The sequence below is a fragment of the Microvirga terricola genome, from assembly GCF_011777495.1.
In the GTDB taxonomy this organism is placed as follows: domain Bacteria; phylum Pseudomonadota; class Alphaproteobacteria; order Rhizobiales; family Beijerinckiaceae; genus Microvirga; species Microvirga terricola.
The window spans coordinates 1-21,090 of sequence record NZ_JAATJS010000007.1 but is presented as its reverse complement, the minus strand read 5'-3'; the positions used below and the strand labels follow the sequence as shown (position 1 = coordinate 21,090).

The 21,090-nt window shown below is 62.1% G+C and carries 19 protein-coding genes and 1 rRNA gene; 7 read left to right on the top strand and 13 right to left on the bottom strand.

The window, feature by feature from the left end:
* Positions 1-197: 197 nt before the first annotated feature.
* Positions 198-3,761, top strand: coding sequence for a cadherin domain-containing protein (locus HB375_RS16480; RefSeq protein ID WP_167674113.1), 3,564 nt, complete (start codon positions 198-200; stop codon positions 3,759-3,761).
* Positions 3,762-4,063: 302 nt separating this feature from the next.
* Here HB375_RS16480 and lysA read toward each other — a convergent pair whose 3' ends face one another.
* Together lysA and lptM are read right to left on the bottom strand one after the other, a co-directional pair.
* Positions 4,064-5,332 (bottom strand): diaminopimelate decarboxylase, encoded by a 1,269-nt coding sequence (gene lysA / locus HB375_RS16475; protein ID WP_167674112.1) that lies wholly within the window; start codon positions 5,330-5,332, stop codon positions 4,064-4,066.
* Between the two features lie 8 nt (positions 5,333-5,340).
* On the bottom strand, positions 5,341-5,592 hold the full coding sequence (gene lptM, locus HB375_RS16470; RefSeq protein WP_167674111.1) for an LPS translocon maturation chaperone LptM: 252 nt from the start codon (positions 5,590-5,592) through the stop codon (positions 5,341-5,343).
* Positions 5,593-5,868: 276 nt separating this feature from the next.
* Between lptM and HB375_RS16465 the strand changes: the two genes are divergently transcribed.
* Both HB375_RS16465 and tlpA read left to right on the top strand, forming a co-directional pair.
* The gene (locus tag HB375_RS16465; protein WP_167674110.1) at positions 5,869-7,932 is read left to right on the top strand and encodes a calcium-binding protein; all 2,064 of its coding nucleotides are present in this window, start codon (positions 5,869-5,871) and stop codon (positions 7,930-7,932) included.
* Between the two features lie 93 nt (positions 7,933-8,025).
* Positions 8,026-8,685 (top strand): thiol:disulfide interchange protein TlpA, encoded by a 660-nt coding sequence (gene tlpA, locus HB375_RS16460; RefSeq protein WP_167674109.1) that lies wholly within the window; start codon positions 8,026-8,028, stop codon positions 8,683-8,685.
* A gap of 3 nt (positions 8,686-8,688) precedes the next feature.
* Here the strand turns inward: tlpA and HB375_RS16455 are convergent, their stop codons facing one another.
* From HB375_RS16455 to purC, 9 genes are all read right to left on the bottom strand, one after another.
* Positions 8,689-9,003: a hypothetical protein gene (locus tag HB375_RS16455; RefSeq protein ID WP_167674108.1), complete on the bottom strand. Its 315-nt coding sequence runs from the start codon at positions 9,001-9,003 to the stop codon at positions 8,689-8,691.
* 171 nt (positions 9,004-9,174) lie between these two features.
* Positions 9,175-9,510, bottom strand: a complete 336-nt coding sequence (grxD, locus tag HB375_RS16450; RefSeq protein ID WP_167674107.1) for a Grx4 family monothiol glutaredoxin — start codon at positions 9,508-9,510, stop codon at positions 9,175-9,177.
* Between the two features lie 44 nt (positions 9,511-9,554).
* On the bottom strand, positions 9,555-9,791 hold the full coding sequence (locus HB375_RS16445) for a BolA family protein (protein ID WP_167674106.1): 237 nt from the start codon (positions 9,789-9,791) through the stop codon (positions 9,555-9,557).
* 12 nt (positions 9,792-9,803) lie between these two features.
* Positions 9,804-12,014 carry a phosphoribosylformylglycinamidine synthase subunit PurL gene (gene purL, locus HB375_RS16440; RefSeq protein WP_167674105.1) on the bottom strand — a complete coding sequence of 737 codons (2,211 nt, stop codon included), beginning with the start codon at positions 12,012-12,014 and terminating at the stop codon, positions 9,804-9,806.
* 117 nt (positions 12,015-12,131) lie between these two features.
* Positions 12,132-12,830: a phosphoribosylformylglycinamidine synthase subunit PurQ gene (purQ, locus tag HB375_RS16435; RefSeq protein WP_167674104.1), complete on the bottom strand. Its 699-nt coding sequence runs from the start codon at positions 12,828-12,830 to the stop codon at positions 12,132-12,134.
* A 7-nt stretch (positions 12,831-12,837) separates the two neighbouring features.
* Positions 12,838-13,374 (bottom strand): hypothetical protein, encoded by a 537-nt coding sequence (locus HB375_RS16430; RefSeq protein ID WP_167674103.1) that lies wholly within the window; start codon positions 13,372-13,374, stop codon positions 12,838-12,840.
* Between the two features lie 28 nt (positions 13,375-13,402).
* The gene (purS, locus tag HB375_RS16425; RefSeq protein ID WP_167674102.1) at positions 13,403-13,651 is read right to left on the bottom strand and encodes a phosphoribosylformylglycinamidine synthase subunit PurS; all 249 of its coding nucleotides are present in this window, start codon (positions 13,649-13,651) and stop codon (positions 13,403-13,405) included.
* A gap of 64 nt (positions 13,652-13,715) precedes the next feature.
* Positions 13,716-14,243 carry a hypothetical protein gene (locus HB375_RS16420; RefSeq protein WP_167674101.1) on the bottom strand — a complete coding sequence of 176 codons (528 nt, stop codon included), beginning with the start codon at positions 14,241-14,243 and terminating at the stop codon, positions 13,716-13,718.
* A 17-nt stretch (positions 14,244-14,260) separates the two neighbouring features.
* Positions 14,261-15,055: a phosphoribosylaminoimidazolesuccinocarboxamide synthase gene (gene purC / locus HB375_RS16415; protein WP_167674100.1), complete on the bottom strand. Its 795-nt coding sequence runs from the start codon at positions 15,053-15,055 to the stop codon at positions 14,261-14,263.
* Positions 15,056-15,291: 236 nt separating this feature from the next.
* Here purC and HB375_RS16410 point away from each other — a divergent pair, with 236 nt between their 5' ends.
* Genes HB375_RS16410 through gluQRS form a run of 3 tightly spaced genes read left to right on the top strand, consistent with a single transcriptional unit; the run spans position 15,292 to position 17,350 of the window.
* Complete coding sequence (locus HB375_RS16410; protein ID WP_167674099.1) at positions 15,292-15,615, top strand: DUF1476 domain-containing protein; 324 nt, start codon at positions 15,292-15,294, stop codon at positions 15,613-15,615.
* Between the two features lie 60 nt (positions 15,616-15,675).
* A complete protein-coding gene (locus tag HB375_RS16405) occupies positions 15,676-16,446 on the top strand; it encodes an HpcH/HpaI aldolase family protein (protein ID WP_167674098.1) in 771 nt (256 codons plus the stop codon).
* Positions 16,447-16,453: 7 nt separating this feature from the next.
* Complete coding sequence (gene gluQRS, locus HB375_RS16400; protein ID WP_167674097.1) at positions 16,454-17,350, top strand: tRNA glutamyl-Q(34) synthetase GluQRS; 897 nt, start codon at positions 16,454-16,456, stop codon at positions 17,348-17,350.
* On the opposite strand, the gene HB375_RS16395 is transcribed toward gluQRS, so the two are convergent.
* Positions 17,329-18,246: an AEC family transporter gene (locus tag HB375_RS16395; RefSeq protein WP_167674096.1), complete on the bottom strand. Its 918-nt coding sequence runs from the start codon at positions 18,244-18,246 to the stop codon at positions 17,329-17,331. The genes gluQRS and HB375_RS16395 overlap by 22 nt on opposite strands.
* Before the next feature lie 5 nt (positions 18,247-18,251).
* Positions 18,252-20,279: a peptidoglycan DD-metalloendopeptidase family protein gene (locus HB375_RS16390; RefSeq protein ID WP_167674095.1), complete on the bottom strand. Its 2,028-nt coding sequence runs from the start codon at positions 20,277-20,279 to the stop codon at positions 18,252-18,254.
* A gap of 747 nt (positions 20,280-21,026) precedes the next feature.
* Here HB375_RS16390 and HB375_RS16385 point away from each other — a divergent pair.
* A 16S ribosomal RNA gene (locus HB375_RS16385) occupies positions 21,027-21,090 on the top strand; the annotation flags it as partial.

Genomic DNA, 21,090 nt, shown 5'->3' with positions numbered 1-21,090 from the left:
CGGCCCTTGCGAGCGCAGGCCAGAAGTTCCAGAGAATGCGCAACCGTAAGTTTAATTTATTGCGCCATGCTGAAAAGATATTCCCATTCAAAGGGTTGCTCTTCTGCCAGCGGTTGAAGGTTTAGGTTGAAATAATGTTCCCATAACGATATATGATCCGCTCCTTTCTAGGGAAGACGCTTCAAGGGGGCACTCTCATGACGACTTTAAGTTCAACTTTCCTCGCCGGCGGAACGCTGGAGCTTTCCAAGGTCAATATCGCCGAAAATCCCCATGCCGGCGACGTGATCGGCACGCTCAGCTACGATGTGGGCACCTACACTTTCGAGCTCGATGGCGGGTCGGAAGTTTTCGATATCGATCCGGAAACCAACAACCTTTTCGTGAAGAACCCGGGCGCCTTCGATTACGAGAACCCGGGCGATCTCGTTGCCAAGATCATCGTGCGGGACGCTGGCGGCGAAATCGTCGCGCGGGAGCAGTTCACGATCGCGCTTGACGACGTGAACGACAGCGCCCCGACGGACATCAAATTCACCGGGGGCACGGTTGTCGAAAATGCGGACATTGGCACTGTCGTTGCGTCCCTGAAGGCGGTCGATGCAGACACGGCCGCGGTCAACAACTTCACCTTCAAGCTCGTCGACGACGCGGGCGAAGAAATCTCGAACGAATTCTTCAATGTCGTACAGAACGAAGACGGCACCTGTGTGGTCATTCTGAAGGCCGCGCTCGACTATGAGTTCGCGACCTCGCACACGCTGAAGATCCAGGTTTCGGACGGCGAAAACACACCGTTCACGAAGGACATCACGATTACCGTCGACAACGATCCGTCCGACGATCCGGTCGACGCTGCCGCTCTTCTCGCGGCGTTCAACGATGCTGCCGACGCGACCGCAATTCTGACCGCGATCGATACTTACGAAACGAGCCTTCTCGATGGCGTGAATGCGGCGCATTTCCACGAGCTTCCGGACAATGCCGGTCGTCAGCAGGCGATCGCGCTCGGCGTGAAGGAGATCGCGAACCTGTTCGGCAGTTATACGTCGGTTGCGGACCTCAAGCTGGCTCTGAACCATCAGATCGAAGTCGAGTATGCCAAGTATCAGTTCATCAACGCGATTGACGCTGCGACGACGGCTGAAGAGATGGCGGCTGCGATCTCGGCTCATGTGGCCGTGGTCAACGCGGATCGCCAGGCTCTGATCACGGAATGGAGCGCAGTGATCGGTAATGACGCCGTTGCCGCGCGCGTTGCGGAGCTGCAGGCTGATTCCTACACCACGGTTCTGAAGGGCCTTGCCGGACATCTCGGTGATGCCGCCTACGTGGCGGATGTGGCAGCCAAGCTTCTTGCCGCTCGTGCTGAACAGCCGGGCGAGAAGTTCTTCGGCGTCGTCAAGATCGTCACTGCGATGGACGCTGCGGTCGAGGCTGTGGATACCGCCGCTCTTCTCTCGGCGTTCAACGGTGCTGCCGACGCGACCGCAATTCTGACCGCGATCGATGCTTACGAAGCGAGCCTTCTCGATGGCGTGAATGCGGAGCATTTCCACGAGCTTCCGGACAATGCCGGTCGTCAGCAGGCGATCGCGCTCGGTGTGAAGGAGCTCAAGACCCTGTTCGGCGATTATACGACGGTTGCCGACCTCAAGGTCGCTCTGAACCATCAGATCGAAGTCGAGTATGCCAAGTATCAGTTCATCAACGCGATTGATGCTGCGACGACGGCTGAAGAGATGGCGGCTGCGATCTCGGCTCATGTAGCCGTGGTCAACGCGGATCGTCAGACCTTGATCACACAATGGAGCGCTGTGACCGGTAATGACGCCGTTGCCGCGCGCGTTGCGGAGCTGCTGGCCGATTCCTACACCACGGTTCTCAAGAACATTGCCGGACGTCTCGGTGATGCCGGCTTCGTGGCGGATCTGGCGGCCAAGCTTCTTGCCGCCCGCGTTGAGCAGCCGGGCGAGAAGTTCTTCGGCGTCGTCAAGATCGTCACTGCGATGGACGCTGCGGCCGAGGCTGTGGATACTGCCGCTCTTCTCGCGGAGTTCAACGGTGCTGCAGACGCGACCGCAATTCTGGCCGCGATCGATGCTCACGAAGCGAGCCTTCTCGATGGCGTGAATGCGGAGCATTTCCGCGAGCTTCCGGACAATGCCGGTCGTCAGCAGGCGATCGCGCTCGGTGTGAAGGAGATCAAGACCCTGTTCGGCAATTATACGACGGTTGCCGACCTCAAGGCCGCTCTGAACCATCAGATCGAAGTCGAATATGCCAAGTATCAGTTCATCAATGCGATTGATGCTGCGACGACGGCTGAAGAGATGGCGGCTGCGATCTCGGCTCATGTGGCCGTGGTCAACGAGGATCGTCAGGCTCTGATCACCGAATGGAGCGCAGTGACCGGTAATGCTGCCGTTGCCGCGCGCGTTGCGGAACTGCAGGCCGATTCCTACACCACGGTTCTCAAGAGCATTGCCGGACATCTCGGTGATGCCGCCTACGTGGCGGATCTGGCAGCCAAGCTCCTTGCCGCTCGCGATGCGCTGCCGGACGGGAAGTTCTTCGGCGTCGTCAAGATCATCGACGCCCTCGCTGTGGCCGATAACGAAGCACCAGTTGTGAACGTCCCGACCGTGGCTCACAGCGTTCTCGACAATGCGACCATCGCGCCCTTCGCCGACGTCGTCATCTCCGATAACGACAGCGCGAAAGTGACGGTCAAGATCACGCTTAGCAACAAGGCGAACGGCGTCCTGACCAACCTTGGTGGCGGCGAATATGATCCCGCGACCGGCGTTTACACCATCACCGACACGGCGGCTGCTGTGACGGAGGCGGTCAAGGGGCTCAAGTTTGATCCGAACGACCGTCCGAACGGCGTCGTCGGCGCGAGCGAACTCACCGAGTTCACCATCGCGGTGACGGACGAGCAGGGCGCGAGCGCGGTCGAGAAGGTCGTTACCGTGGACGCGACGGTTGCCAACCGCGCTCCGACGGAGCTCAAGCTCAGCGATCTGTCGGTGGCCGAGATGGCCCGCAACGGCCTGACGGTCGGCACTCTGTCGGCGACCGACCCGAACGAGGGCGACAACGCCACCCTCGAGTTCAAACTGATCGACACTGCCGGCGGTCGTTTCAAGCTCGACGGCACCAAGATCGTGGTGGATGACGGCCTTAAGCTCGACTACGAGCAGGCCAAGTCGCACAAGATCACGGTGCGCGTGAAGGACGGCTCGGGTGGGTTCCTCGACAGGGACTTCACCATCACCGTCAAGGACGTCGCAGAGAGGGGCGTCGTCGGCTCGAAGGACCATGATTACCTCGTCGGCGGCTCCGGAAAGGACAGCTTCGATGGCAGCGCTGGCAACGACACGCTGAACGGCGGCCTTGGCAACGACACCCTGAAGGGTGGCGCGGGCAAGGACGCGTTCGTGTTCAACACCAAGCTCGGCAAGACCAATGTCGACAAGATCGTGGGCTTCAACGTCAAGGACGACACGATCTTCCTCGACAACGCGATCTTCAAGAAGCTCGGCACCAAGGGCACGTTCGCGAAGCCTGCGAAGCTCGACAAGAAGTTCTTCACTATCGGCACCGAGGCGAAGGACAAGAACGATTACATCGTCTACGACAAGAAGACGGGCAAGCTCTTCTACGATGCCGACGGCAACGGAGCTGCCAAGGCGGTTCACTTCGCCACCTTGGACAAGAACCTCAAGATGACCTATGCCGACTTCATGGTGATCTAACCCGATCATCGGAGGATCGAAACAAACCCCGGCGCGAAAGTGCCGGGGTTTTGTTATGCGCGCTTTCCGGCAGCCTGCTTACTCGCCGCGGTTGCGACTTCACGGGGGTGCAAAGGAACTCCCCGCAGCCCTTTTCGGGCAACGTGGTGGGATAGCGGCTTAAGATCCGCGATCATGTGGGCCGAATTGATCGCGTCTCAGCGATGCGCGAGTTGGTCGGGCGTTCAGATAAACACTGCGTCCGAAATCGCACGCCGGAGGCGTGCGATTTCGAGCTTTGAAAAAGGGGCTGTCGCTGCGATCTAGATTAGCCAGCCCGGAACCCGGTCGAGATCGATCAGATCCTCATAAGACGGGCGGGGCCGCACGACGGCGTGATCGGAATCGCGCACAAGCACTTCGGGCACCAGCCGACGGGTGTTGTATGTCGTCGCCTGGACGGCGCCGTAGGCTCCGGCGGTCATGAGGGCGAGGAGATCGCCCGGCTTCACTGCGGGCATATCGCGGGAGAGCGCCAGATAATCGCCCGTTTCGCAGACGGGGCCGACCACGTCGGCCACGATGTGCTTTGCATCGCGCGCCGGTTCCACGATAGGCTTGATGTCGTGATAGGCGTCGTAGAGCGTCGGGCGGATCAGGTCGTTCATCGCAGCGTCGACGATGACGAAAGTCTTGCCCGCGCCTTCCTTCACATAGATAACCTGCGTCACCAGGATGCCAGCGTTTCCGGCGATCAGGCGGCCCATTTCAAAAACGAGCTTGAGGCCGAGGCCGCGCGTATGGCGCTTGATGATCTCGGCATAGGCCTGTGGGTCCGGCGGGGGCTCGTTGTCTTCACGATAGGGAACGCCGAGGCCGCCCCCCAGATCGATGTGATGCAGCTTGTGCCCGTCGGACATCAGATCGCGGGCAAGCTCCGCGAGCAGCGCCGACGCGTTGTCGAACGGCTCAAGATCCGTGATCTGACTGCCGATATGCATATCGACGCCGGTGATCTCGATGCCTTTCAGTTGCGCTGCCCGGGCATAGACCTCCCGCGCGCGGGCGATCGGGATGCCGAACTTGTTCTCCGATTTGCCGGTCGAAATCTTTTTGTGGGTCTTGGCGTCCACATCGGGGTTGATGCGGATTGAGATCGGCGCGCGCCGTCCTTTGGAAATGGCGACGTCCGACAGGGCCTCGAGCTCGGGTTCGGATTCGACGTTGAAGCAGAGAATGTTGCTGTCGAGGGCAAAGGCCATCTCGGCCTTGGTCTTGCCGACGCCGGAGAAGACGATCCGTTCTCCCGGAACACCCGCCGCAAGCGCGCGGCGCAGTTCTCCCTCGGAGACGATATCCATGCCGGCCCCAAGGCGGCCGAGTGTCCGCAGCACCGCCTGATTCGAATTCGCCTTCATGGCGTAGCAGACGAGGGTGTCGGTATCGGCAAAAGCTTCAGCGAAGACGCGATAGTGCCGCTCCAGCGTCGCCGAGGAATAGCAATAGAACGGGGTTCCGACTTCATCCGCGAGACGGCGCAGATCGACGTCCTCCGCATGGAGAACGCCCTGACGGTAGGCGAAATGATGCATGGCCGGGCCTAGAGCAGCGGGTCGAGGATGAAGGGCTGGTCGGGGATCTTATAGGCGCGGTTGACCTTTTTACGCTGTGTGCCGACCGGCGAGGGGAGCGCACTTTCATCTTCGCTCCCGCTTGCGGCCCCCTGCTGAGCCGTCGGAGCCGAGGGATCCGGCGGGGGCTCAAGCGCGCCGCGGCGGCCACAGGCCGAGAGGCTGAGGACGAGGAGGCCCGCAACAAGCACTGCGCGGGAAGAAACAAGGCGTGGCGACATCAGATGCTCCGAAACGTGGCCGCACCATAACGGGAAGGAGCCGCGGAGGCGAGAGGCTAGAACAGGGTTCACGCGCTCCGAATCTTCTATTGCCACGAGATCCCGGCAGGCAAACCGGTTCGCCTTGCCGCAACCGAGGCTGCAGCTGGGCTTTACGCCCTGCTCGCCAGCCCTGGTCCGCTTTCCATTGCGCTCCGTAAGGACATTTCAGGTGACACCGCCATCTCAGCTCAATAATGATGAGATAACGTAACGGTTTTGTTGAGAGGGCTCATTATGGCGCAACCTGTTCTGTCGGGATCCGAACAACTGATTGCTGGGGGAACCGCATCTGAACTGACGGCGCTGGCGGACGGCACGCTTCTCGCTGTGTGGAGCCGCGCGAAGGAGGGAGGAGGGAGCGACGCTGTCGCCCGTGTCTTCAATGCCGATGGCACGCCGAGCGGGGCGGTCTTCGTCCTCGCGTCGGCTTCCAGCGGCTTCATCACCTCCATCGCCGCTTCCGTGCTCGGCGATGGCCGCTATGTCGTCGCCTGGACGCAAGACGATGGGCTGGGCGCAACGACGATCAAGTCTCAGATCATGCGCGCCAATCATGAAGCGGACAGCGGTATCATTGCGGTCGGTGCGGGTACGGCGCTTTCTTCCCCGCGAATCGCTGCGTTGGCCGACGGCACCTACATGATCTCTTACGAAGACGCGACGACGGTTCGGCGTGCGTTCTTCGATAAAGCCGGGGTTCAAGAGCATGATGAGCCTCTATCTTCCCACGGCTCCATGCCCGTGAGCGCCGGGTTGACGACCGGCGTCGGCGTGACGCTCGATTATGTGATTCCAGACTTGGATCCGGGCGTTGATCTCGTTGCCTATGTCGGTTCGGAGAGGATTGTCACGATCACGCATCTCGACAATGTCTCGTCTCCGCCGGCGATTGCTGCCCTCGCCAATGGCCGCTTCGTCGCCGTTTGGGGCGATGGCGTCGCGGCGGGTGGGGCGCTCAAGGCCCGGATATATGACGGGAACGGCACCCCCGTCAGCGACGAGATCCTTATTTACAAGAACAACGATGCAAGCGTCGCTTCGCCCGTGGTCAAGGCGCTGCCGGATGGCGGTTTTGCGGTGGCGTTCTCTCGCTATGGCGCGGATTCGGATATCGTCGCTGCCACGTACAACTCCTCCGGCGGTGAGGTCTTCGCTCCTTTCACCATTGGGGCAAACAAGACGGGAGATCAGGACGGCCACTCGCTGACCGTGCTCAACGATGGACGGTTCGTCACTTCCTGGGTCGACCACAACGGCGATGCTGCGCAGACGCTCTCGCAGATCTTCGATCCGCGTCCTACGGGCGTTCAATGGCAGGCCGGCGACGGCGGTGAACAGTTCGGCGGCACGATCTATGGCGACACCCTGTCGGGTGGGCGGGGTGACGACAAGCTCTATGGGTATGCCGGAAGTGACATCCTTAGGGGCGGCGAGGGGCGCGACACCCTCGTCGGCGGCGCCGGCGATGACGTCTATTACTTGACGCCCGGCGATGCCGTCATCGAGGAGCGAGGTGGAGGGTACGATACCATCATCGTCGGCTACACCGCCAATCTCGGCAACGATACCGAGGTTGAAGTCCTCAAGGCCCAGGAGGGTATCGCCAACATCAACCTGGGCGGCGCCAACAAGAACGACACTCTCGTCGGCAACAGTTTGGCAAACGTGCTAAATGGCAGCACGGGGGCCGACACGATGCAGGGTGGGGCCGGGAATGATACTTACTATGTCGACAATGCTGCCGATAAGGTTGTCGAAACCTCGTCCGGCGGCACCGACACGGTGATCACGCTCATTGACTATAAGCTTGCCGCCTTCCTCGAGAATCTCACCGCGGCGGGTGCCGCATCCCTCAAGCTGACGGGCAATTCTCTGACCAATGTCATCACCGGCAATGCCGGCGCCAACGTAATCGATGGCGGATCCGGTAACGACAAGCTTGCCGGTGGCCTTGGTAAGGATACGCTCAAAGGCGGGATCGGCAAGGACGCCTTCATCTTCGATACGAAGCTCAACGCCAAGACCAACGTGGACAAGATCGTCGACTTCAACGTCAAGGACGACACGATTCATCTCGCCAAATCGATCTTCTCGAAAATTGCGAAGAAGGGTGCGCTAGCGAAGGGCGCTTTCTGGATCGGCGCGGCGGCTCACGACAAGGATGACCGTATCATCTACAACGACAAGACCGGCGCGCTCCTCTACGATGCCGATGGGTCGGGCAAGGGCAAGGCGATGCAATTCGTGACCCTGTCCAAGAATCTGAAGATGACGTCGGCGGATTTCTTTGTGATCTGACCCGCTTTGCCGCTCCCAGCAGCACGGGATCGTGATCATCCCGCCGCGTTCGGGGGTTGAGGGGCGCGAGAAAACGCGTCAGATGCATGGATCATGTCTTCTGCATCTCACACGCGTTCGGTGCCCCGTCTCCTCTGGGCCGCCGTCATCGTCGGGCTGGGCCTCGTTGCCGCTGCCGGCGTTTGGTATGGGCTTTCGAGGCCGGAGCTGACCGCTTCCGGCGCCTCCGAATGCCGGCTCGCGAAGCCCGTTCTCGATAGTCTCAAACCCCTGGCGAAGGGCGAGGTGGCGGCCGTCGGGGTGAGCAGCACGCCAAAACCCGCGCCCGCGATCAATTTCACCGGACCGGACGGCCAGCCCAAAACGCTGTCCGACTTCCGCGGCAAAACGATTCTCGTGAATTTATGGGCGACGTGGTGCGTGCCGTGCCGCCAGGAAATGCCGGCGCTCGACAAGCTCCAGGCGGAACTCGGCGGCAAGGATTTCGAGGTCGTCGCGATCAATGTCGACACCCGCAACCCCGACAAGCCGAGGGCATGGCTGCAGGAGAACGGGGTCCACAACCTCGCCTACTACGCGGACCCGACGGGCAAGGTTTTGCAGACGCTCCAGAAGTCCGGGCACGTGGTCGGCCTGCCGGCGACCTTCGTCGTGCATGATTCCGGCTGCGAACTGGCGCTTCTGAAGGGCCCCGCGGAATGGGCTTCGCCGGACGCGCTGGCCTTCATGCGCGCGGCTTTGGGACGTTCCTAGGCGCTAGGCCAGAAAGGCTCCCATTCCATCCGGCGCCCCGGCCCGCCCGGTGAAGGCGGGCTTGGATAGCCGCCACGGTCGGCCTGTCGCTTGGCCGCGGATGACTGGCTGGATCGTGCCGTTGATCTGCACTTGCTCGATGACGAGCAAACCTAGCGCTTCCAGCATCGTGGCTGCCGTCTTGGTGGCGATGTCGTCCGCCGCGACCGCGATGGAGCCGGCCGCATAGACCCTCTCAAGCAGGCTTTTGGCCGGGTACCGTATCTCGGCGCCCTTGCGCGGCCTGAACATGACGACGTTCGTTTGCTGTTCGGACATGAAACCCCCGATCGAAGATCGCCGCATATCGTTCTTGTGGCGGCGAATGCGGGCGCAATGTGCCCGAAAGCGCCGGGTCGGGGCTATGTGACAAAACATCGGGCGCAGGCGGCGGCCCAATAAAAAAGCGGGGATGGGCCCCGCTTTTGAATACGTGATTGGCGCAGCGCCTCAGGCGCTCTGCTCGATCTTGATGCCCTTGTCGGCAAAGAGCTGCTGCAGCTCGCCGGCCTGGAACATCTCGCGAGTGATGTCGCAGCCACCGACGAACTCGCCCTTCACATAGAGCTGCGGAATGGTCGGCCAGTTGGAATAGTCCTTGATGCTCTGGCGGATGCCCTCGTCCTCGAGAACGTTGACGCCCTTATAGGGCACACCGAGGTAGTTGAGGATCTGGACCACCTGGCCCGAGAACCCGCACATGGGGAATTGCGGCGTGCCCTTCATGAACAGCACGACGTCGTTGGACTTCACTTCGTTGTCGATCACCTGGCGGGCGTCGGTCATGGAATTCTCCTGTTCCTCGGCGTTCAAGGCGCCGGGTTCGATCATTAATTGTCGGGCGTCAGTGTCGTCAGTGCAAGAGCGTGCAGCGCGCCGCCCATGCGGCCTTGCAGCGCCGCGTAGACCATCTGGTGCTGCTGCACCCGGCTTTTGCCCTTGAAGGCCGAGGAGGAGACGGTGGCGGCGTAGTGATCGCCGTCTCCCGCCAGATCCTTGATCTCGACCTCCGCGTCGGGGAGGGCGGCCTTGATCATGTTTTCGATTTCGCGCGCATCCATCGGCATCGTGTCAGTTCCTCAAGCCTTGCCGGCCATGTAGTCCGGCAGCCAGGATTCATGCGCTGCCTTCAATTTCGTCACCGATATGGCCTGCCCGCCGGGCAGAATCAACGAATCGCCGCCCGTGATGCCGAGCGCCATCGCCGGAACGCCGATGGATGCGGCCTCATAGAGGATGTCAGCGGCTTCATCCGGGTCGACGGCGAGCACATAGCGGCCCTGATCCTCACCGAAGAGGAAGGCATGGAGGGCCAAGCCCTCCGGCGCGGTGGCAATGGTCGCGCCGATTCCGCCGGCCATCGCCATCTCGGCCAGCGTGAGCGCGAGGCCGCCATCGGAGCAGTCGTGCACCGTCTTGACCTGTCGCGAGCGGATGAGCTGGCGCACGAAGTCGCCGTTACGCCGCTCGGTGGTGAGATCGACCGGCGGTGGCGCGCCTTCTTCGCGGCCGCAGATGTCGCGGAGGTAGATCGACTGCCCCAGCCAGCCTGCAGTTTCGCCGATGAGGATGATGGCCTCTCCCTCGTCCTTGAAAGCGACGGAGGCATTGACCGTCACGTCGTCGAGCAGGCCGACGCCGCCGATGGCCGGGGTCGGCAGAATGCCTTGACCGTTGGTCTCGTTGTAGAGCGACACGTTGCCGGACACGACGGGGAAGTCGAGCGCGCGGCAGGCTTCCGAAATGCCGCGCAGGCAGCCGACGAACTGGCCCATCACCTCGGGCCGCTCGGGGCTGCCGAAGTTCAGGTTGTCGGTGATGGCGAGTGGCAGGCCGCCGACGGCGGTGATGTTGCGCCAGGCTTCCGCCACCGCCTGCTTGCCGCCCTCGACCGGATCGGCCTCGCAATAGCGCGGCGTCACGTCGGTGGTCATGGCAAGGCCCTTCGGCCCATCCTCGATCCGCACGAGGCCGGCGTCCCCGCCGGGGATCTGGACGGTGTTGCCGAGAATCAGGTGATCGTACTGCTCCCACACCCAGCGCTTGGAGCACTGGTCGGGCGAACCCACGAGCTTGACGAGCGCGTCGGCTTCCGAGACCGGGGCCTTCACGCTTTCCGGCGCGATGACCGGCAGATGGGTGTTGGGAATGTGCGGGCGGTCGTAGAGCGGCGCTTCGTCGCCCAATTCCTTGATCGGCAGGTCGGCCATCACCTCGCCGTGGTGCTTCACCACGAAGCGCAGCGTGTCGGTGGTCTTGCCGATGACCGCGAAATCGAGGCCCCATTTCACGAAGATGGCTTCCGCTTCCTTCTCCATGCCGGGCTTGAGCACCATGAGCATGCGCTCCTGGCTCTCGGAGAGCATCATCTCGTAGGCCGTCATGCCCTCTTCGCGGCAGGGCACCTTGTCGAGGTCGAGTTCGACGCCGAGATCGCCCTTCGCACCCATTTCGACGGCGGAGCAGGTGAGGCCCGCTGCGCCCATGTCCTGGATCGCGATGACCGCGCCGGACTTCATGAGTTCAAGGCAGGCTTCGAGCAGCAGCTTTTCTGCAAAGGGATCGCCCACCTGCACGGTCGGGCGCTTCTCCTCGGAGGCATCGTCGAACTCGGCGGAGGCCATGGTCGCGCCGTGGATGCCGTCACGCCCGGTCTTGGAGCCGAGATAGACGATGGGATTTCCGACGCCGGTCGCCGCTGCGTAGAAAATCTCATTGGTGCGGGCGAGGCCCACCGCCATGGCGTTGACGAGAATGTTGCCGTTGTAGCGCGGATGGAAGCCGACGCTGCCGCCAACAGTCGGCACGCCGAAGGAGTTGCCGTAGCCGCCGATGCCCGCAACGACGCCAGACACGAGGTGACGGGTCTTCGGGTGATTAGGTTCGCCGAAGCGCAAAAAATTCAGCGCCGCGATGGGGCGCGCGCCCATGGTGAACACGTCGCGCAAGATTCCGCCGACACCCGTCGTCGCGCCTTGGTAGGGCTCGATGAAGGAGGGATGGTTGTGGCTCTCCATCTTGAACACGCAGGCGAGCCCATCTCCGATATCGATCACGCCTGCATTCTCGCCGGGACCCTGGATAACCCACGGCGCCTTCGTCGGCAGGCCGCGCAGATGCATGCGCGAGGACTTGTACGAGCAATGCTCGTTCCACATGGCCGACACAATGCCGAGTTCGGTAATCGTCGGCGTGCGGCCGATGAGCGCCACGAAACGCTCGTATTCGTCAGGCTTCAGCCCGTGCTCCTTGACCAGCTCCGGGGTGCTGGCGACGTCGTTGCGGATCATCAGGGTCTCGTTTCTTTGCGCTTCCAAAAGGAAGATAGAAGGAACAATCGGCGTCCTCATTTGAGATGCTTCGCTTCCCGTTAAGGGAGCCGGGGGCGTCTCGTCCCCGCTATCGACTTATGCCGCTTTGGCGAGCGAAGACACGAGGCTCTGGAAGAGGCCGCGTCCGTCCGTGCCGCCCATCATGTCTTCGATCAGGTTCTCGGGATGGGGCATCATGCCCATCACGTTGAGCTTTTCTGAATAGATGCCGGCAATGGAATTCATCGAGCCGTTGCGGTTGGCATCGGGCGTCACCTGCCCGTCGGCGTCGCAATAGCGGAAGGCGACGAGGCCTTCGCCTTCCAGGCGCTTCAGGGTTTCGGCATCGGCGGTGTAGTTGCCCTCGCCATGCGCCACGCAGACATCGATGGCCTGGCCCTTGGCGTAAGCCTTGGTGAAGGCCGTGTCGTTGCGCTCCACCCGCAGGAACTGACGGTGGCAGATGAATTTCAGGTTCGCATTGCGCATCAGGATGCCCGGCAAAAGCCCCGACTCGCAGAGGATCTGGAAGCCGTTGCAGACCCCGAGGACCAATCCGCCACGCGCCGCGTGGGCGCGCACCGCATCCATGATGTGCGCGCGCCCGGCAATTGCGCCGCAGCGCAGATAGTCGCCATAGGAAAACCCCCCCGGCAGAACGACGAGGTCGGTGCCGGGAGGCAGCTCGGTATCCGCATGCCAAACCTTCTCAACCCGTGAGCCGGCCTGTTTGAGCGCCCGCAACATGTCGCCTTCGCGATTGGAACCGGGAAAAACGATGACAGCGGATTTCATGAGGTCCTCAGTTCAGGATAGGTGGAAGCTTGGCGAGCTTGAGACTGTCTTTCGCCATTTTAGCCGATTCTGAGAATGCGACACCCGTTACCATCCGATTGCCTCGGACACGGGCTTCAACGGCGAAGTAGGCGTTTGTGCCTTTGGCGTTCGTTGCCGTGCCGTCATAATAGAAGCCTAGTGGCTCCGCATTGATCTTCCGGACGGTTTTAATCTCGATCGTCCCGGTTTTGCTCGTCGTGTGAAGGTTCGCCATTTCCCTGAGCAAGGGTTCGTTGACAGACTTCAGACGAAGGACATCTTCCGTTGTCAGGAGGGCCGTATTCCGCCCTTCAAATTTGGCTATGGCGACTATCACCAACTCGCCGCACTTGGTCGGCGGGCAGATATACGCAGTGCTTTCGAACTCGCTAGATTTTATGCTCCTTGTAGCCCACTTGTCGGCAGGAAACCGTGTGCTTTCGGAGAATAGATTCGTTGACGAGCGCGTCGTTTGGCAAGCCGTCAAGAGTCCCAGCAGAAGACAGGACAGGAGAATGCGCATTGAAAACCTCGGTTGCATCTGAGCGGCCTCAGTGGCCGCTTTCAATTGCAACGTTATAGTTTTCGATCACCGTATTCGCCAACAGCTTCTCGCAGGCCGCCTTGAGGGCCGCTTCGGCCTTTGCCTTGTCGGTGGTGCCGAGCTCGATGTCGAACACCTTGCCCTGCCGCACGCCATCGATGCCCTCGACTCCGAGCGATTTCAGCGCGCCTTCGATGGCCTTGCCTTGCGGATCGAGAACGCCGTTTTTCAGGGTCACGGTGACGCGAGCTTTCATGGGATCCTCGGCTTTTGAAAAGATGGCCAACGCCATAAAGCCAATGGCTTCAAGAAACAACGGTTCATTGCCCCAATTCGGCACGGGCGACCCGGCGTGCGGTGGCCTCCACCGCGTCGGCCGCATCGCCAATGACCAGGACCACCATCAGGTCCTCGCCAGAGCGCTGCCCGAGGACCGCGCCGAAGGCCGGCGCCTTGCCGCCTTTTTGAGGGCCGAGGCTGATTGTGAAGCCGTAGGACGGGCCTTCCTGCAACGCTACCGTGGACACGGCTGTCTTGGGAGAGCGCAGGGCCTGCGCCAGAGCCGCGGGCTTTCTCATGAGGCGGTCGGTTGTCTCCGCGTCCTTTCCCTTCAGACGCACAACCGCCACGGCAAGTCCGGGGCGGCATTCGGGCGGTGCACAGAAGGACAGAGCTTGTGGCTCCGCCCGGTCCTCGGCGAGCCACTTGCCCAAGGGCAGCGCCTCCCACGGCGGCCCGGGCGGCACGCCTTCGACCGGGCGGGGGACGTAGCCGCACCCGGCGAGCGCGAGAAAAAGGGCCAGCCCAAACGACAATGCCCGGCGTGGAACCGGGCATTTCAGTTTCAATGACGAAGGAAACCCGCTCACTGCACGAGACGCGGGCCGCCCATGGTCGGGTTCTCGTTCTCGGACATGATGCCGAGACGGCGAGCCACTTCCGAATAGGCCTCGACCAGCCCACCCATGTCGCGGCGGAAACGGTCCTTATCCAGCTTGTCCTTGGACTTGATGTCCCACAGGCGGCAGGAATCGGGGGAGATTTCGTCGGCGACGACGATGCGCATCATCTCGCCTTCCCAGAGGCGGCCCGTCTCCATCTTGAAGTCGACGAGGCGGATGCCGACGCCGAGGAAGAGGCCGGAGAGGAAATCGTTGACGCGGATGGCGAGCGCCATGATGTCGTCGATCTCCTGCGGGGTCGCCCAACCGAAGGCCGTGATGTGCTCTTCCGACACCATCGGGTCGTTGAGCGCGTCATTCTTGTAATAGAATTCGATGATCGAGCGAGGGAGCTGCGTGCCCTCCTCGATGCCGAGGCGGGTGGCAAGCGAGCCTGCCGCGACGTTCCGTACCATGACCTCGAGCGGGATGATCTCGACTTCCCGAATCAGCTGCTCGCGCATGTTGAGGCGGCGGATGAAGTGGGTCGGGATGCCGATATCGTTCAGATGCTGGAAAATATGTTCCGAGATCCGGTTGTTGAGCACGCCTTTGCCGTCGATCACTTCATGCTTCTTGGCGTTGAAGGCGGTTGCGTCATCCTTGAAGTGCTGGATGAGCGTGCCGGGCTCGGGGCCTTCATAAAGGATCTTCGCCTTGCCTTCGTAGATGCGACGGCGACGATTCATAGGCGTGTACCGTGGTTTGAGGAAATCCATTGCCGTGGCCCCTTGAGGAATAAACTGTCAGTTCCGCGGCTGGCGTGAGCGCGGTCTGACCCGCCGCCCCGCTTGCGGCGCAACCTATCCGATCCCTCACATAAGCACAACGCGGCGCTTTTGCTGCTTCGTTACAGCCCGCTTGGGACCATTCTGTGTAGAAATGGTGGCGATTGGCGGGAACGCGAGTGCGTTCCTATATCGCAGAAGGGTTCAGACAGGGAGAAGAGGGGTCTATGACCACTTTCGACGAACGGGAACAGGCCTTCGAGAAGAAATTCGCCCACGATGAGGAGCTTCGCTTCAAGGCGACGGCACGGCGCAACAAGCTTTTCGGCCTCTGGGTGGCGGAAAAACTCGGCAAGAGCGGCCCCGAGGCGGACGCCTACGCCAAGAGCGTGCTCCTCGCCGATTTCGGGGAGGAGGGAGATGCCGACATGATCCGAAAGGTCGGCCGCGACCTCGAAGCCGCGGGCAAGGCAACGGACGAGGCGGAGTTCCGCCGCGTTCTTGGGGATTTGATGGCAAAAGCCATCGAAGAAGTGAAGGCCGGCCGGTAAGCTGCGGCCCCGGACGCCGTCAGGCGCCCAAGAACTCTTCAGACCTCGGGGAAGGGCGCCATGCCGACCAATCCATCGTTTCTGGATCGCCTCAATGGCGGCCCATCCGCCGTTGCGGCCTGGTGCGGCCTGCCCGATCCGACCATCGCGGCGCTTCTGGCGCGCGAGAATTTCGATGCAGTCATCGTCGACATGCAGCACGGGGCGGTGGATTTCTCAAATGCTCTCCGCGCCGTTCCGCTGATCGCGGGCGCGGGGAAGCCAGCGGTCGTGCGGGTTCCGGTTGGGGAATTCGCCACCGCCTCGCGCTTTCTCGATGCGGGTGCTTCCGGCGTGATTGCGCCGATGATCAACACCATCGACGATGCGCGGCGCTTTGCCTCCTTCATGAAATACCCGCCCATCGGCGAGCGCAGCTGGGGGCCGCATGGCGCTCTGTCCCTGACAGGCATGCAGGCGGCGGAATATTTCCCCGTCGCGAACGGCCTCTCGGTCGCCCTCGCGATGGTGGAAACCCGCGAGGCGTTGAACATCATCGACGACATTCTGGCCGTTCCGGGCATCGACGGCATCTTCATCGGCCCTGCCGACCTTTCCATCGCCCTGTCCCAGGGCGCGAAGGTCAATCCGCTGAGCGCAGAGGTTGAGGAGGCGATCGATTACGCCCTCTCCCGCGTGAAGGCCGCCGGCAAGGTGGCCGGCATCTATGCGCCCACTGGAGCGCGCGCGGCGGACATGGTCGCCAAGGGCTTCCACCTCGTGTCGGTCGCCAGCGACAGCGCCTACCTCCGCCACGGGGCCCAGATGGCGCTCGCAGCAGCGCGGGCGTGACTGGCCCGTGGCGAGACCCGTTTTCCGATTCGCTCCGAGCCCGAATGGGCGGCTGCATTTCGGTCACGCTTACTCGGCGCTCCTGAACGCCGATTTCGCCGAGCGTTTCGGCGGACGCCTTCTTCTGAGGATCGAGGATATCGACCTCACTCGCTGCCGACCGGAATTCGAGGCCGCTATCTATGATGACCTGACCTGGCTTGGCCTGAACTGGGAAAGGCCCGTGCGCCGGCAATCCGAGCATTTCGACGATTACCGGGCCGCCTTCGCCAAGCTGAAGGAGCAAGGCATTGTCTATTCCTGCTTCTGCTCCCGGAAAGAGATCGCCGATGCGGTCGTCCTCCGCGAAGCTACGACGGGGCAACCTTGGCCGAGAGATCCCGATGGCGCTCCGCTTTATCCCGGGACCTGCCGGACATTAAGTGCCGGCGAAGTTGCGCACCTTTCAGCGTCGGGCCGACCGCATAGCTGGCGCATCGACATGGCGGCCGCCCTGGCGCTCGCCCCCGGTCCTCACCTGTTCAAACGCTTCGACAAAAACGGAGAAGAGACGACTTGTCACGCGGACCCGGCGCGCTGGGGAGATGCGATCATCGTCCGCAAGGACGTCCCGACGAGCTATCATCTTGCCGTCGTCGTCGACGATGCGCTCCAAGGCGTCACCCATGTGGTGCGCGGCAAGGACCTCGAGGCTGCAGCCGATCTGCATGTTTTGCTACAAGCCCTGCTCGGCCTGCCGACGCCTCTCTACCACCACCACGACCTCGTCCTTGACCAAGTGGGAGACAAGCTCGCGAAGAGCAGACAGTCGGAATCGCTGGCGGAAGTGAGGGGGCAGGGAGCGACGCCGGACGAGGTGCGTCGCCGACTCGGGTTTTCGCCTCAGCCGACCCCGAGCACGTAAAGCCAGACCAGGGTCGTGCCCAAAGCCAAAATGGTCGAGAGCGTGACGGCGCTCGATGCCAAGGCAACGCCTTCCCCGTAACGCTCGGCGAAGAGATAGGCATTGATGCCCGAGGGACAGGAGGCAAACAGCACCGCGACCCCGGCCCAGACTGGCGGAACATGGAAAACCTGCGTCGCCAGCACCAGGACGATGAGCGGGTGCAGCACGAGCTTGAGCGCGGAAATCAGCGTCGGCAGCTTCCAGCCCGCATCGAGGCCATAGCGATGGAGCGCAACGCCCATGGAGATCAGGGCGCAGGGGATCGCCGCGCTGCCGAGCAACTCGACGATCTGCCAGACCGGCCCCGGGATGAAGGACGCCAGAGGGCGACAGGCTGAACCCGCGATAATGCCGACCACGATGGGGTGGGTGGCCAGCCGCCCGAGAATGCGGAGCGGCGAGGCTTGGCGGCCCTCAGCCAAAATCGTCGCCAGCGTCATGGTCACGGGCAGATGCACGGCGATCAACATGAAGAGCGGCACCGCCCCGGCTTCTCCATAGGCTTTCAGGATCATCGGAACGCCGACGAAGACCGTGTTCGCCTGTCCCGCTGAGAACCCCGCGACGACAGCAGAGATGCCTTTCAGCCCAAACGCCCGCTGCCCGATCACCGTGGCGATGGCCCACACGATGGCGACCCCGGCAAAGTAGGAGATCCAATAGCCCCAAGGCTGCACAGCTGGAATGTCCGCCCGCACCAGCGTCTTGAAAATCAGGCAGGGCAGGGAGAGCGTGAAGACGAATTCGGAGAGGCCTTCCCCCGCTCTGTCGGAGACATATCCCGTGCGCCGGGCCAGATAACCGACGCCGATCAGGCCGAAGACCGGCAGAACGATCATCAGAAGATCAAGCATGGGCCTTATCGGATCTCAGCGCGCTGGGCGAGGTTGGCGGAGGCGCCCGCATGGCCCATCAACTCGTTGACCTGCTCGCGCTGGCGCTTGAATTCGGTAAGTCCGCGGCCTTCAAGCTCGCGGCCTCGGGGCAGGCGGATTTTCAGCGGATCGACAAAGCTGCCGTTGATCTTCACCTCATAGTGGAGGTGCGGCCCGGTCGAGAGGCCCGAATTGCCAAGAAAGCCGATCACTTGGCCCTGCTGGACTTTGACGCCTGCCGCGATGCCTTTGCCGAAATTCGACATGTGCGAATAGGTCGTCACGTAGCCGTTGGTGTGCTGGATCTCCACATGGCGACCATAGCCCGATTCCCAGCCGGCCGAGAGCACGGTGCCGTTACCCGCGGCGATGATCGGCGTTCCGATCCTATTGGCCCAGTCCACGCCCGTATGCGGACGGGTGTAACCCAGAATCGGATGATATCGGGAGCCGAAGCCCGAGCGCAGGATGCCTTCGGTGATGGGCTTGCGGATCAGGAATTTCTTGAGGGAGCGCCCGGCTTCGTCGAAGAAGTCGATGGCACCATCGTCTCCCTGGTAACGATAGACGCGCCGTGCCTCGCCGCCGACCGAGAGGGCGGCGTAAAGGACTTCGGGGGGCGCGTTTTCGTCGTCCGAGCCGTAGAAGATCTCGAAAGTGTCTCCGGCCGAGACCCGGCGCTGGAAATCGACATCGTAGCCGAAGATCCGGACCAGCTCGTCCACAGTCTGGCGGGGCAGGTCGTTCTTCAAAGCCGTTTCATACAGGCTTTGATAAAGGCTCACGCCGCCGCCTTCCTCATCCGTCTCCTCGTCGTCGGCAGCGACCTGCTTGGGATCGGTCTGGTCGGCCGGGGGCGTGACCGACACGAAAACGCCGCGGTCGTTCGTCGCCGCAATCGCGTCGAGGCCTTTGTCGCCGAGCACAAGCACGCGCACGATCTGCTTGGGGTCGCCGAGCCGCGGGCCGGGGGCGATGAGAATACGCAGCCGCTGACCCTCGGTGAGGGCGGTCACTTTGATGCGGGCCGCAAGCGCTGTGGTGATGGCCTGAATCTGGTCCGGGCTCGCGCCGTAAGCGCGCAGTGTCGTCTCGAGAGTCTCGCCTTTCTTGAGAACGACGTCCCGCTCCTCGATGAGGGGGGTGGCGGTCCGCTGATCGACTTTCGGAAGGTTGGTGACGTTCTCCGGCACCACCCGCACCTCGATGGAGCTGAAGGGCGCGTCGACGAGACGGGCATAGCCGAGCGCTTCTCCAAGCCCGTCCGGCTGCCGGAGAGTGCGCGAGAGCATCTGCTGGGCTGGAATCGGCACGGAGGTACGGCGGCCGGCCTCGGCCGACATGCGGCGCTCTTCCTCGAGAATCGCGAGGACGTCGCTGTCCGCCAGAGACGGGGCGCTCGCCTCGATGGCGATCAGGGCCAGGTCCCGACGGACTACGGACACGTCCGCATCGGCGACTTCCGGGGCGGGCTCGGTCGCCCGCTCCTGCGAATCCTCGGCGAAGAGACGCATCGGATTGAAGGGAGGAATATCGCTCGCATAGGTGCCCGCCGTCAGCGATAGGTTGGTTGCGACCTTGACGAACTGGCGCACCTTGATCGCCTCGCGGTCGCCGTTGCGAATGGTCATGGGCGCCCGGAAGCTTTGCTTGGCGGAGGAAGTGTTTTCGACCCGATTCAGTCTGTCGCCCTTGCGAGCCACATTCGTGATGCGCTCGTCGGCGTTCTCACCGCGGGCGGCGTTCACGGTCGCCCGCTCGGGCTGGGACACGGAGTAGGTCGCGCCCTCGATCGCTATATAGATAGAAGCGCCGATCAAAGCCGCGCCGGTGACGCCGGTCAGGACGCTTGCGCCGAGCCAGCGCAGATTGACCTCGCGGCGGTCGACCTCGGGCGCGGCGGCGCCCGCAGGGCTCAGCGGCGGCTCATGTCCCAGATCCACCGACGACGCGCGCGAAAAGTCGCGGAGGGCGCCTTTCGCGGGGGGCTCGTCTGGTGGGGGATGAATCATCGGGAGCGGAGTTCGGCAGGCGTGAGAGTTAATATTGAAACGGCGCTCTAGCACAATCGACGACGACCGCACAGAGCGGGACCGCGCGAGCGTCGCTGTGACAAGCGTTGCTATTGCCGGTGCTTCGATCCGCACTGTGTCCGCAGTGAGGCAGGCCAGCTGGTTTTCGCCGAATTCCAAGGGTTCGGCGAAAGAGATCCGAAACGCGTCAAAAAACTTTCACATCGTTGTTGACAGGCCCAAAAGGTTGAGCCTATAAAGCGCCCATCGACGCCGCCGCTGACGCGAACGGCGCCAAACACTTCCTCTGAAACCGGGCCGTTTCGCCCGACCTTGGTCGGGAAAGAAACGCCGTTCACTGGAAGTGCTCATCTTCGGATGGGGGTCAAAAACCGGTTCGGTGAAGATCGAATACGGAGTTGACAAAGGAATTCGGCGAGCCTACATGGGCTCAACACGAGGCGAGCCACTGAGTGGTTTCGATCTCGCGAGTTCTCTGAAATATAGCGCGGCCTGAAGCCGGGATTTCCGGTGCAGGTCGTTGTTGTCTTCGGATGGCTCGTGCTCTTTGACAAGTGAAGAAAGAAAGAGAAACGTGGACGGCGAGGTCCTTGCGGACTGCCTTCGGGCAGTTGATAAAGAGACTTCGACCAATCTACGTTTTGAGAGTTCACCATTCCGGCGGAAACGCTGGATATGAGTGGATCTCTGTCAATTTGCGTAGAGTGAAGTCGAGATCAAATTCTTTAACTTGAGAGTTTGATCCTGGCTCAGAACGAACGCTGGCGGCAGGCTTAACACATGCAAGTCG